This window comes from Delftia sp. BGA-UO-ETr-SB1 (assembly GCF_059567865.1).
This window is the reverse complement of the sequence record NZ_JCAQOW010000006.1, coordinates 2,404,194-2,419,412: the sequence shown is the minus strand read 5'-3', so window position 1 is coordinate 2,419,412 and position 15,219 is coordinate 2,404,194. Positions and strand designations below refer to the sequence as shown.

Genomic DNA, 15,219 nt, shown 5'->3' with positions numbered 1-15,219 from the left:
GCTGCGCTGCACGGGTTGCGACACGTTGCCGGAATGGTCGGTGGCACGCACAGAAAGCTGATGGGCACCGTCGGCCAAGGCCGGCAGCACGCCGGCATAGCCGGCGCTGACCGGATCGGACAGCGTCATGCCCTGCCATGCGCGGCCATCGAGCTGGAATTCGACATTGCGGACGCCCGACAACAGATCGGTCGCCCCGGCCAGCACCGACTGCGCGGCGCGCAGATAGGCGCCACTGGCCGGCTGCTGGATCACCACCGTCGGCGGATCCAGCTCGAACAGGGAGACCTCGCGCTGCCTGAGCAAGGTGGGCTGCAGATCGCTTTGCGCGTTCAAGCCCATGCCCCGGGCAGCGACCCAGGACGTGCGCAGCTGGATCCACAGCGTGCCCATGGGCATGCCGGTCGCGGGGAAGCTGAAGCCCTCGCGCGCCTGCGCGCCCCGCGCCAGCGATGCGATGTCCTTCGCCGAGCGCGCCAGCACCGTGTTCGTGCGAGGGTCGATCACCGTCACCTCGTACCGCAGGTTGCCCAGATCGGTTTCCCCTGTGTTGGTCAGCACGGCCGTACCTGAGACAGTGCCTGTGTACGGCGCACTGGTGCGGTCGAGCACGATGTCACCCGCCAAGGCGGCAATGGGATCGGCTGCGGCGGTGATTTCGAACACGGTGCTGGCATAAGCCATCTCCCGTTTGTCCACGCTGACCCGCAGTTCGGCCTTGTAGGCACCAATGGCCAGGCCAGCCGTGCCCAGCGTCTTGACCAGTTGCGTGGCCGAGACCAGGCCGATGCTGTCAGTCACCTCCAACACGGCCGCGCCACCGGCATCGAGCACATGCATCGACGCTTGCGCCGTGCTGGCGGTCGGCGATGTCCCGGCAGGGTCGATCTGGGCGACGATGCGGGCCGCCGTGCCCGACGGGTAGCTGGAGCTGTCGCTGTTGATCCGGGCGCTGATCTGCACGCGGGGCTTGACCAGGAAGCCTGCAGTGGCCTGGGCCAGGGTCTTGCCGCCATCGGTCCAGACCGCACGCACCTTGTAGGGCGCATCGAAAACCCCAGGGATGGTCCAGTTGAAGTCCACGTCACGGCTTTCTCCATAGGACAGCGGCGTCTGGTTGAGCACAGGCAGGGAGGCGACGACATAGCCCTGCCCGTCTTCGATGGTCAGCTTGAGCTGCCCGGCCGCATCGCCCTGTCCGTTGAAGAGCTGCACGCGGCCTGCCAGGACGGAGCCCACCTGGTAGACAGACTCGGAGACGCCGATGCTCAGACTGCGCTCGGAGGTCGCATCCACGACGCGCACCGGCAGCACCAGCACGTTGTTGTCCTCGGACACCTCGGACACTTCGTCCTCTGCATCGACCACCACGCTCACCTGCCAGTCACCAGCGGCGTTGAACACGGCATCGGCCCTGAAGACCTGGCTGCCGCCTTCCGACATGACTGCGGTACGGGTATTCAGCAGTTCGATGCGCGAGCCTCCGGGCGACGTGGCGAGCATGCGCACGGAAGCGCCCGGCGCAACGGCCTTCCCGGTGTTGTTGACGACCAGGGTGATGCGGGCCGGCGCGCCGACCCTGGGCACCTGGGGCAGCACGCTGAGGTCGCCCACCTGCACCGAGAAATCGGGCCTGGCGACAGGTGCCGCACCGTAGGTCACGCTGATGGCCTGGGATGGGGGTCCGGTCCTGCCGGATGCATCGGTGGACTGGGCCCGCAACAGGTTCAGGCCAGATTTGAGCTGGACGGGCGGGAAGATGGCCGTGCCGGGCAATACAAGCGCCCTGGCACCCGCTGTTCCATTGACCAGCACCGCGCCGGAAGCGGCCCATTGCATCCCAAGTGCGAGGGACGGAACATCGCCAACCGAGGAAACCTCGCCCTGGGTATCCTGCACATGCAGCTGGGTGCCGCTGAAAAAAGCCAGCGTCCCGCCGGGGGAGAGCGCGAAGTCCCCAACACTGTCCGCCTGGGATGTCACCGCAACAGGCAAAGGCTGCCCCAATTGCTGCCGGTAGACCTGGTTGAGCGAAGAAGCCGCGTCCCAGCCCAGGAAGTAGAGCGACTGGCCATCGGCCGCCCATGCCAAAGGGCCTGCCCCGCGCCCCAGCGGCGCGACCTGTCCATCGGCCAATGACAGCAGCAGCAGATTGTCGCCATCCAAGACTGCGACATGGCGACCTTCCGGCGATATGGCAAGCCTGCTGAAACCGCTGGACGCCGTGGCGATGGTGCGGCTGGCCCCTGAGCCCGCATCCACTTCGACCAACTCCCGCCCTCCGTTGACACTGGCAATCCAGCGCCCTCCATCGGGGTGCCATGCCAGCGCCGAGACAGGGGCGTCGAAAGCGCTGTCGGCGCTGCTGCCGTCCGCCACCCGCACGACCCTTGTTCGCTCGGAGGAATTGATCAACGCAATGTGGCTTGCATCGGGTGACCAAACCAGCCCGGACCAGGAGCGCACCCCAGGCACCACTTGCTGCGCGACCGCAGATATGCGGCCATCCAGCCCTGGCGTGGCACGCAAAATGGTCATTTTTTCGTTGCCCACTGTCGCCACCAGGTCTGCCCCAGGAGCAGGGACTAGCGCGTCCAAAAGGAAAGTCGTGATGAACGACGACTTCAGGGCCGCCAATGCGGTCACCGTTCCCACGGCCACGCCATCACGGCTCAAGGCCATTTGCATGGCGGGCTCGCCGAATGCACGCACAGCGGTGGTGTCCTGCCCTACTTCTATCGGATGCATGCTGTCCGTAGGATGGAATATCACCGGTGCCATGACGGCGGCCTGCGGCTGCACCATGCCATTGACCTCGTTGGAGGATGCGCCTTCGATGCCCGCAGCGTTGCGCGCGCGGACCACGTAGTAATAGCGCACGCGCTGGAGGACCGTGGCATCGGCATACGCCAGGGTGCCGACCTCCGTCATACCCAGCAGGCTGTATGGGCCATGTGCCGTGGTGGAACGGTAAACCGTATAGGAGACAGGGCCCGGGCCCGAGGAAGGCGCCAGCCATTTCAGGCGCAGCTCGCCACCGCCTGCGGAAACCTCCAGCGACAGTTGCACAGGCGTGCCAGGCTGCTCGACGCTCACCACGGCCACGGCTTCGTTGGACAGCTGGCCCACGTTGCCGGTCTGGTCCAGCGGACGCACGGTGTAGGCGTAGCGTCCGTTGTCCAGCGGACCGTCCACAAGGCGGAGAGGCTCGCCGGCAGGCACGGTGGCGATCACCACCCCATTGCGCAGCACCTCATAGCTGGCCAGGTCGGCGGCCACGCTCTCGGTCCAGCTGACCGTTGCCAGGTTGCCCGTCAGATCCACGCTGGCCATCACGGGCGGCGGGGGCGTGAAATCCCCGATACCGCCGGGGCTGGCCCTGGTGGGCTCGCCCAGCAGGCCCAGGGTGCTGAGGGTCCGCACGGAGACCGTATGCACGCCGTCAGGTGCAGCCACCTCGGCTGAAGTGCCCGGCACCACAGGCAGCGACATGGCTTTCACGTCACTCACCGACCTGGAGCCTGCACTGCCGGCATCTGACACTGCGGCCAGAACAATCCGAAGGCGATCCGTGTAGTAAGGAGGGTCCAGCACGAGCTGCAGGCTTCTGGACGTGTTGGCCGTCTCCTCCTTCAGCGGAGCCCAGACAAAGCCATCCCAGGCTTCTATCGCGTAGTAGGCTGGAGGCTCCATGCCCGCACTGCCATTCCAGACGACGGACACCTGGGACAGCAACTGCTTTTGCGCCAATTCCAGCTCCATGCTCGGACGAAGGTCAAGCCTGTAAGGCTTCCATGCAGTTGCTTCATCCGAATCAAGGGCCAGGTCCGGGACATAGTAGGAGTCTTCGCTGGTACTGGCCGTTGCGCGGACGAACTCCAATGGTTTCGCTGCGGGCTTGCCATCGAGCTGGCCCACATAGCCCGCCACATCAGCGCTGGTGCTGGCAGCCCAGGTGGCCTGGTACACGCTCCCGGACGCCACCGCCGTGACGGTGGCTGGAGCGGCAGGCAGGTCGCCCCGCGCCACGCGGGCGCTTGCGGCCTTGCTGCGGTTGCCTGCAGCGTCGGTCTGCCTGGCAGACAGAGTGTTGACCCCCATTGCCAGCGGCACGGCGTCCACGCCGAATTTGCCTTGTGCATCGGGCGTCAGGGACAGGCTGGTGCGCTCTCCTGCCTGCGTCTCCACCACCAACTCCACGGGCCCCGAGCCATGGGAAGAGGAACCGGCCAGGCGCGATTGCGCCCGCGCCACCGGCGTGTAAGGCTGCTTCAGCAGCGGGGTATAGACGCGGGCCGTGGCAGCCGCCGATGGGTCTGACGCGTTGTCATCCTGGTTCACCGCCAGCACCTGGTACTGGTGGCTGCCGTCAGGCCTGTCGGCATCCATGAAGGTGGTCACCGCGACGGGTGCCGTGGTCAGGCGCGTGACGCGGTCCTGCTCCTGCGTCGCCTTGGGGTCGATGCGTTCGACATGGTAGCCGCGCACATCGCTGCTGGCACTGGCCTTCCAGTTCAGGTGCACATCGCCGCCGTCGACCCTTGTGGTGAGTTCGGAAGGCGCTTCGGGCCTGCGCAGGTTCTTGCGCAGCACCGTGATGGCAGGAGGAGCGGCATCGGTCCGGCCGCCCAAGTCAGTAGCCACCGCGCGCAACTGATAGTCGCCGTTGGCCAGCGCCTTGGTATCCCAGTCAACGCTGTAGGGCAGCTTGGTGCTGGCGCTGCCGATGTCGGTCCAGGCCGCCTCGGCCGCTGCCTTGAACTGGAAGCGGACCGATGCGATGTCGGTGTCCGGGCTTTGTGCCTTCACATACACCACGCCATCGACACTGGCTCCATTGGCCGGCTCGACGATCACCGCCTGGGGCGCACGGTTGTCCACCGTCACGCTGGCGGGATCGGAAGGCCTGCTCTGGTTGTCTGCCTTGTCAACCGCCACCATGGTGTAGACAAAGCGGCCATCCGGCAGCGCCTTGTCCAGATAGGTGGTGCCATCGAGCAGATATGGGCGGATGGAACTGTCGTTGGGGTTGGTCTGGTTCACCAGTTGCCCGTTGCGGTACAGCAGATAGCCGGCGAGGTCCGTTTCGGTACTGGCCGTCCAGTCCAGGCGCACATCGTTGAGGCCGGACAATTGCGCACGCAGGCCCAGGGGCTTGGCCGGTGGACGGTTGTCGATGGTCACATCCACCTCGGCCGTGGAAACACCTCCTTCGATATCTTCTGCGAAGAGGCGGAGCCTGTAGGCGGCACCTTCGGCCAGGCCTGCAGTGGACCAGGTCGCGAGCACATCGCCCCTCACCGGCAGGGGAGAGGTGCGCAGCTCCTTCCAGGCCGTGGGCGAGGCACCCTCACCGACAGTCACCTGATAGGCACGGAAATTCACGGGCGCGTAGGCACTGCCTTCGATGGAGACCAGCCCACCCACCGCTGCATTGGCTGCAGGCTTGCTGATCTGCGCCAGCGGCCCCGAGGCCTTGACCGCGATGGTGAATACGTTGGAGCGCGCGCTTTCCGCACCGCCGCGCGACAGTGCGGTCACCGTATAGGAGTAGGTTCCATCCACCAGGCCGGCGTCCAGATGTTCCAGGCTGGCCAGGGGCTGCGGATTGACCCGGACATCATTCCGATACAGGTGGTAGCCCACGATGCGTGCGGCGTCGCCGACAGGCAACCAGCTCAGACGCACGGCATTGCGCTGCTCACGCTGGCCTGCCAGCACAGGCGCCTGGGGCGGTGTCGCATCGATCTGCAGGGGGACATCGGCAACGGTTGCATTGCCGCCCTTGTCCACCACCGTGAGACGCAGCGTGGCCGGCCCGTCTGGCGGCAGGCCCGCCAACCGTGCCAGTTCGGCATTGACGAGATTGCCAGCCCCCCTACCGATGATCGTCAGGCTTTGCAGGTTCTGGCCCACGCCGCTGCCCAGCTCGAGCTTCCACGACTCCATATTGGCATCGCTCGCGGTTCCCACCACCGGCACCATTGTGCCGATCGGGGCATTGGCCGCAGGCGAGGTGATCAGGGCCACGGGCGGCGTGTTGTCCACATTGATGCCGGCATTGGCCAAGCCCACATTACCCGCCTTGTCCGTACCAATCAACTGCATGGCATGGCTGCCATCTGCAAAGGCCGCGCCATCGAAGGGGAAGATCAACACCGCTGGCGACGACGAAACTGGTGGCGCGAACACGCTCTTGTCGCCGATCTTCAGTTCGGCGCTGAACAGATTGCGATCATCCAGCAGGCCCGAGATATCAGCCGGGCGCACGCGGCTGACAAAGGTGCCAGGCGCCGGATTGGAAAATGAAACTGCTGGCACCTTGGAGTCGAGTTCGAAAACCGGCGTCTGAAAGCTGACGGCATTCTCCGCTTCGTCGCTCGCCTGCGCCGTAATACGGTACAGGCCGTCATCCACGCCCAGCTGGCTTAGCATTCCCAGCGGCATTTTGGTGAAGGTTTCCGAGCCTTCGGCCAGCAACAGGCGCCGGGTGCTAGGCAGCGGCCCTTCGATGTGGACCTGATATCCACTCAGGGATCGATCGGACAATGAAGCAATGAATGCCGCATTGCCGGGCATGAAGGGATTCAGCACGGAATCCAGCGTGAACAACGGCGGCGTGCCGTCGAGAAGCACCGTCTTTTCCTCGACCTGGACATTGGTCTGATCTGCCTTGGAAGTGGCCCGCAGTTCCACGGTGTACACACCGTCAGGCGCGGGCTTTGACGCATCGTCCAGGCCATTCCACGTGACAGTTTTTTCACCCGGCATCGCCGAGTACTGCGCGAGCAGATGCCGCACCGTGACACCATCACGCTTGATGTCCACATCCACAGCCGCTGGCTGGAACATGTCCTGGACGATGTGAAGGGCATCGCGGCGGCCGTCGCCATTGGGCGAGAACGGGCTGGGGGACACTGCGAATTTCCGGATCAATTCCGTACGGGGCTTGAGGCGCAGATCGCGGGTCAACTCGGACTCCAGCTCCACCTTGTCCACCGCACGCAGGCGCAACGTCACCACGCCCTCCAGCGAAGTGGCATTCAGAGTGGCCAGCAGCATATTCGGATCCACTCCCCGTGTATTGGAAGCCAGCAACATCCAGGCGCCCGGCGCCTTCTCCACGCTGTAGTCCAATACCCAGTGCCGCAGATTCTTGTCCTTGGTACTGCCAAGAATGTCCAGGAAAGAACTGGTGACATCGCCTGCCAGAGGCCTGTCAAGACGCACCTCCGGCGCAGTTCTGTCCACCTCGACCATCAACTTGCTGCGCGGGCCATCCAGATCATTGCCGGGGCTGGGCGCCTCCAGATTGCCGCAACTGTCTTCATACTGGATATCGAAGGTGTAGTAGCCATCCGAAACATGGTTGCCAGTATCATCCTTTCCATCCCAGACGAACTCCCGCTGTCCTGCAGGCACGGCAAGGCCAGCCACCAGCCGGCGTACCGACCCGGTCTCCAGATACCATCTGTCACCATTGACGATGACGCGGCGCACGAGCACTGTCACGGACAGCGGCTCCATAGGATTGATGGCAAGTGCCACACTGCCGAGACTGCTGGAGGTTCCAGGCGAAAACAAGCGCTGGTCCACGGAAGCCGCGCCGACCTCCACCGTTCCATCCAGATAGAAACTGACCTGCCTGCACGCCATGGCGCCAGACCAGTCGTATGTCGTCACGCGCGTTGTCACTTGGCCAGAGATATTGACAATCGGCCCCAGCGGACCTGCAATGCGCTGACGACTCATGTATGGGCGCTCTTGCTGGGCATTAGAGGGTTTGGCAAACTCCTTCAAGGTGTAGGGCCAAGCCACACTGAACCTTCTGGAATCGTCCCTGGGATCCGGAAAAACAAGGCTGGAAAGGGATCCCGCCACAGGCTCCCAAGAGGCCTCGTTGCTGCCGTCGCCCGGTTGGAATTCCTGCAGATAGTCAAAGCCGGCCGCATCATCGATTTCCACCACAGGCCGCAAGGCGTTGACGATGGTATCCGCAATGCCAACACCACGCTTGTGCAGTTCGGGGACTGCGCATACGCGTTGATTCTGCTGGGGATAAGTGATCCTCAGAGTGGCGGGCGTATGGTCGACCGGAACCACAAAGAAGCCGCTGCGCTTGATGCCATCTCTATCAGTGGTGATGCCCTTCAACGTGACTTGCCCCTCCGGCAAGGCGCCATGGTCAAAAGTGAATTCGTAGTCCTGATAGGTCGGATTGACCACATTGAAAATCAACTGGCGGCTTCCGTTGGAGTGCTCCGCATAGACCTCCATGGAAAGCAACGGTACATCACTCGATTTTCCTGGTATGGGCGTAGCAAATCCCTGCATACGATGGGGAGCATTTTTTCCGCAAGTAGAAAAATCAGGCCGCGCCTTGAACTCAACGCCCCCGCAGCTGCTCACCACACGGGTGGCACCGAGTTCCTGCCCATTGTCCAGCGTAGCCACAGCGCGTAGCTTGTAGTTGGCGCAGGAAACATACCGTCCCTCACGGGAAAACGAAAATACGCTGCCATCCGGGACGATCGAATTCAGTTCCTGTGTGTAGATACGGCGCTCTACAGAGAAATAAGGATCATTTAAGCTTGAAACAAATACCTCTAGCTTGCGGGCTGCACGCGATGTTTTCAAGTAAACCCCACCCGCCAGCATTGAATCATCACTGATGGATCCATCCATTCCAATGGAATGCGTATCCTGGACAACAATCTCATTTGTCAAATATTGGGAACCACTTTTACCTGTCAGCTTGAGCCGCAGACGCATTCCCCTATCTGAAGCGATATTTTTATTGAAAAACCCAACCAATCCATAATTCTGCGGAATGCCAACATTGGAATCCAATTCCGAACGATCGGCCACCCAAAATACCTTTAATTCATTCCCATCCAAACCATTATTATGAACATAAGGTACCTGCTGCCCATTATTGATGGGATAGACCTTGTCAACGGCTTTTTCAAGCCACTCCCCCTTTTGAGCCAGGACGTCCTCGTTAAACTGCACAGAAACCGCCACTATCGGTTCGTTAAGGGTTTCGGCAAATATCATGGCGACCCCCGCTGAAGGTCGGAGATCCAGAAGTTGCCGGTTTTCCATCACCCCATGCATCGTGGGAGAAGGCGGGTCCTCATCGTCCTCAAGATCCCGGCCCAGGATTCCACCTGCCAATAGTAATTTCACATCAGGCTGTGGCGGATCGAACTGAGCCACCGTACGATTTCCCGCCAGATCTACAACAGCCAACCGGTAGCGCCTTCCCACATAATCAGCCAGCGACAAATAGACTGCGCCACCACCATTGAGATTGGAGATTATCTTCTGATCGCCCTGATAAGGACTCCAGTGGGTGGGAGACGCCCCATTACCGACCTCCAGCTGAATCGATTCCATATTGGTATCGGATACCGACCATCGCAGTTCGGTAGAGCGCGCCGGAGGTATATTGTGAGTATAAAACGGAGGACCACTTTTCAGCACATGGATGACGGGAGCCGAATTGTCCACATTCACAAAGAAATCAAAACCAGCAACATTTATCCTGTATTCCCCATCAATTACCACAAGACCATTATCGTCACGGCCATCCCAGAACAGTGCAGCGTCCATGCCACCGGCCGGATGGTTTCGGGATATCGATCGCACCAGGGTACCCTGGCGATTGAAGATGCGGAACTCCAGGTTCACGGACTCCAGCACGCGGTAACTGAGCTTCATCTCGTCCCTGACGCCGTCACCATTGGGTGAAATGAAATCTGGCTCACGCAATATATTGGTGATGGGGGGGCCCGACTGGGAAATCGCAATGCGACGCAGCTTCTGCCTGCGGTTGCCGGCAAGGTCCTCGGCTGTCAGGCGTACGGTATACCGGCCAGAACCCGGTGTGACCCAGATTGCAAGATCCTTGTCCCAAACTGCCGTGGTGCTGGGAGGAATGATGGGATGCCAGACGTCAGGTGCCTCATCACTGGCGTACTCCAGCCAGTACCGCGCGAAGTTTTTGTCGGCGACACCTCCCTGAATCTTGACTGATACGCCATCGCCACGCCGCGACAACACCAGATCTGTCTGCAGATTGGCCATCGAGCGGAAGACTTTACGGCCCCCTCCATAACGATTGCATGAAGCAGGAAGGCTGCCTTCGTAACTGATAGCCCTTCCTTGCTCCACGAACCAATTATCCTTCCAGTTGAAATCTGGAGGCTGATCCTGCCAATTGGGTCTATACGGATTCCCATCAAATATCATCTCAGAAACTGCATGAGGGCTTCGCAAATCAACTATGTAGGTTTTATCATTATCTTTCCTCTCATCACCAGGCGTGAAAACAGACACTAGCAATTCATATCGCCCAGGTATGACACGGTACACGAAAGATATAACAAGCTGCTCATTGCGTGAATCAAATACATTTTTGAAAGAAGCTATCTCCGATCTTTTACCTGAAGAAGCATTCACACGCTGGATCGTGGCCTCGCATTCTACAGAATAACCATCTCCCAGATCCCTGCATCTTGCGGCAGTCGGAATATAGAATTCTGAAGAATCTTCTGCCCAAACATTCATTAGCCGCCTATCCCACCCCACCGTTAACCCAATATCCTCTGGAATCTTAATTTCATTGAAGAAATTACCATTCGCATCGAATATCAACCAGGATTTTTCCGTGTTCCCCATGAGAAATAATCCATTGGGAGACCAGTAATAGTTTTCCGCAGGCGGCAATTCCCTAACTGTATGATTCGAAAGATTAGCCAGGCTAATCTCATTCCCCAGCGCGATGAACCTCATCCTGTCAGGCGACACCCTTGCTTCTTTCGCACCGGGAATCACCAAGGTTCGCCGTCCATTGACAATATCAATCGTCGCCAGGCCATCACGACTTGTCTCGACAAGCACTTCGCTGTCGTTATTGACGAGTCCCTTGAGGCCGAAGACGTCATCAGTGGGAATACCTCTTAAACCCTCCCCTTCTCCACCTAAAATGACCAATTGAGGGGAAGCAACTAAATTCTGACCGACTATTTTTGTTCCCTGAGCATTGGAAACGAATTTTCCCCACATAGTGCCATTGCTGTCGCTTAGCCCTCTCATGACCAAGCGCAGGTTATGCCCCCACTCATCCGATCGATAGATGCCAGCTGGACGATCCGTTTCCCAATCCCAGGGATATGCCAGGAAAAAACCTTCACCATTGCCTATGGGAACAAGATCGGTTGGCATCTGCCAAATTCCACAGGTCAAAGCCGCGCTCATGCCCATAGGCGTGCCGATGGCCGCGAGCAACGGGCTGCGATTGGTGTCCACCTCTACGGTGTCGCTACCCAGAGCCATGCCGTCTGCATTGCGCACTGTCAGTTCATACATGCCGTCCTGAACCAGCCGCCCGTCGTCGTCCAGGCCGTCCCATTGCCATGAACCGATAGGCCCGGAATCCCGCGGCCGGCCGGTGCGCAGCGCTCTACCCTTGTCATCCATGACCTGCACGGTCACCGGCATCGCCGTGGGCAGGCGATAGGTCATCACGGTGCTGTCCTTGGTACCGTCTCCATTGGGCGAGATGATTTTTTCCGACAACGAGAAGTTTCCACTCTGGGCGCCTAGGGTGATGGTCGCAACGTTGTTGTCCCGCACCCGCTCCTTGATGGCGAAATCGGGGTTCACCACCACGGTGAAGGACGCTGTATCCGCCATGGCAGGGGCATTGAATGCGAACTGCACCGTTGCGGTGGCCTTGCCAGCCAGCCTGGGCAATACCACATCCGGCGCCAGCTTGATTCCCTGGTCCCGGTTGCCGTTGAAGAGGCTAAAAACCACGTCGGAGGCCAACTGTTCACCCAGGTTGGAGACGATCACGGCAAGGCGGGTGGCTTCGCCGGACTGAGGCTGGGCTGGACTCAAGGTCAACGCGCCCTGCGAAACCGTAAAATCCGGCAGTGTCAACACCTTCAAGGAGGTGAAGGCCACGTTATCGTCGAGCGTGATCTCCTCGGGCTGCGAGCGCTTCGGATCGACCGCGGCAAAAATCAGGCGTTCGCTGGCCGTGGGAACTTCCCAGTTCACGGTCGCACTGGTGCTGGCACCGGCAGCAAGAGATGCCACCCGCGTGGCGCCGACGGAAATACCTCCAGCGGCTGGATCGCCGTCGAAGAACTCCACTTCAAATCCGGAGGCATCCACGTCGCCCACGTTGCGCACCAGCGCATTGAGCGCCATGATCGAGCCTTCCAGCGCCGGGCTCGGCGAAAACGCCAGGTCCCTGTAGCTGACCGCCAGATTCAGGCCGGCCTTCGCGGCCACCTTGAAGTCCAGCACTGCGGTGTTGTCCGAGGCATCGCTGTCGCCGCTCTTCTTCTCGGAATCCATTTCGACGATGAAGCTGTAGTCGCCGCCCGGACCTGCGCGCCAGGGGATCTGCTGCTCCACGGCGCTGCCTGCGGCGATCTGCACCACATTGGTCATCAGCGCCGTGGTGCCTGCACCGGACCTGATGCTGTAGCGCACATTGAAGGACGCCGAGTCCAGCGTGCCGGCATTGCGCAGGCGCACGGCAAACATGGCGTCTGCGCCGGGCCGTGGCGCGACCGGGTTCAGCGAGATGTCCGCCTTGCTCACGGCGAGCGAGACGCCGCCTGCCGTCCTGACCGTGGCGGAACTGCTGTTGTTGGCGCGCGAGGCTTCCTTGAGCAGCCCATCGGGGTCCAGCTCCACGGTATAGACCGTGGTGCCGGGCTCGGACAGCGTGGGTTTGAACTGCAGTGCCGTCGTGGCGCGTGCGGCCAGATCGAAAGTGGTTTCGGCAACACGCACGCGGGTGGCCCCGGTACCGCTCCACAGCACGGCCTTGGCCTGTCTCACGGCGGCCATGCCGGCGTTGCTGACCAGCGCATCGATCTGGATCGTAGCCGGCAGGGTGGTCACCGTCGAAGGAGTGGCCAGCACATCGCCATCACCCAGCAGCAGGTCCGCTAGTGGGTTGGCGCTTTCCACCATCAGCTGCAAGGAGGTGATGTTGTCCTGCCGGCTCAGGTCGGCGGTCAGCTGCTCGAAATCCACGACAGCGAAGACCGTGCGTGGTCCGGCACGCGATGTCGTGTTCCAGGTGGCTTGCACAGTGGTGCCATCTCCACCGACCAGGGCCGCAATGGGGATGGGTGCGCCGATGGCCACACCGCCTGCGGCGGGGTCGCCATCAAAGAAGCGCACCGTGCTGGCCTGGGACTGCAGGGAGCCCGCGTTGACGACCCTGGCGGACAGGGTGACCCGCTGTCCATCGAAAATCGGCAGCGGAGAAGCCTGCAGGTTTCCGATCGCCAGATTGGCGGTGGCCGCGCTGCGCAGCATTTGCAGTGCCAGCACGGTGTTGTAGACGCTGCCCTGCCAGCTTCCATCCATCCGCTGGTTCTCGGCAACGAAGCGCTGCGCTGCGGACAGGTCGATCTCCGAGCCGAAGCCGGCGGCGCCCATGGCCATGGAGGCATGGGCCGTGTCGTGAATGGAGCTGGCGCCGTCGCCAAAGCCGCCGTCGGCGTTCTGCCGGCTTTTGAGAAAAGGACGGACCTTGGCGATGGACGGCTGGGCATTGGCCAGGCCGGCCAGGGCCTTGAGCGCCTGCGCCGAGACATGGACACGGCTGGGGCTTGCGGCCGCATTGCCCCAGCCGCCGTCCAGGTTCTGCCATGACAGCAAAAGGTCCACGGCAGGCCGGATCACGCCCTCATCGGCGTTGGCCAGGCGCAGGGCCTGTATGGCCAGCGCCGTGTCCAGCGGGTTGCTGCGAAGGCGTTCGCCCAGACCCCATCCGCCATCGCCATTGCGCGCTGCCAGCAGGGCAGAGACATCCTCGGCCCGGCGCTCGCCGGCGGTGCTCTCTATCAGCCTTCGGGCCAGAAAATCGGTGTTGCCCAGTTGGCGGGCCGCTATCCAGGCTCCGGCCGGCCCCAGTCCGCTGTGAGCGGGGTCGGCGGTTCGCAGGTACGCGCGGGCCAGCAGCGTGTCACGCGGCGCAAGTCCCGCTGCGTCCATGAAAGATCCATCGGACCGTTGCTGGGCTTTCAGCCAGGACAGGCCGGCCGCATTGTTGCCGGGATTGCCCGTTCCCGGAACACCCGGAGGCAAGGTGGTGCCGGGCACGCCTGGCGAGGTGGTGTTCGGCGGTTCAGCAAAGACGTTGGCGGTTCCCAGGCCATGGGTAAGTGCGTTGTAGCGCATGCCGACTTGCCTGCGGGCCTGCACCACCACGTCCAGGTCTGCGGGATTGATGGTTTCACCGGGCCTGACCAGATAAATGAAGCCGAACCGGAACGTCTTTTGTGAAACATCGGCAGAGGGAACGCGCGGCCCTTCGGCCGCGATGATGTCGTCTATCGTGACGATGCGCTTGGTGCCCCGGATGGTGGTTCCCACTGGAGGGGGCAGTGCATTGGCATCGATGTCGGGAGCCTCGATGAGAAAAAAGGGAGGCACCTTCGTCTTGTCGATCAATCCGGCCAGGTACAGATCCAGCGGGCTGAAGGTGCTTTCGGCATCCGTCGCCGTGAAAGAGCCATCGCCGTTGTCACGCCAACTCGCACCGTAAAGAACCGAACCATGGCTTTCCAACAGGTAGCTCCAATGGGAGCCATCCTTGCCGAGCAGCCCCGAACTGATCTGCCCATTCCAGTCCCGGAATTTGACATGGCTTGCCCATCGGTGCTGCATCTCATGCGCGAATGTGGACAACATGGATTCATAGTCGGCACTGGACGTTGCGCTTGTCCAGCGGGAGGTCGCTGCCATGTCGATATAGCTTTGCAACACGCCCTTGCTGCCATACGCCTGTGAGTTGTCAAATTGCTTGATGCCTATGCCAGCGGTGTCGTTGCGCACGCCCCGGTGAAAAGCCAGCGCGTTCTCTCCGTCGGCTGAGCCAGTGGGGTATTCGAAGCTCGAAAACACCACAAGGAAGTCATAGACATCGGCATGCGTGCGAAAGAATTCCTTTCCCACCGTTTCGGCGGGTGCAGGCAGGTCAATACCGTATTTGCCGGAAAATTCGATGATGCTGACACCCTTGTCATCGCGCAGGAAGCGCGCAATGCCCGGCTCATCGGTCGAAGATTTCCGGACAGTGGCAGAAGCCTGCTGATGCTGCGACGACGCGGCCGCGGTCTGTAAAAAGCCTGCCAGCAGTACCAGAAGGAGCAGTGCCGCTGCATTGCGCAGCCACTGCAT

General features: G+C 61.4%; 1 protein-coding gene (cut by a window edge). It reads right to left on the bottom strand.

The window, feature by feature from the left end; translation table 11 throughout:
• Positions 1 to 15,219: the 5' portion of a CARDB domain-containing protein gene (locus AC57B5_RS29535; RefSeq protein WP_496400845.1), read on the bottom strand. The gene continues 1,977 nt to the left of window position 1, outside the view; 15,219 of the gene's 17,196 nt are visible here — the first part of the coding sequence; it begins with the start codon at positions 15,217 to 15,219; the stop codon falls past the left edge of the window.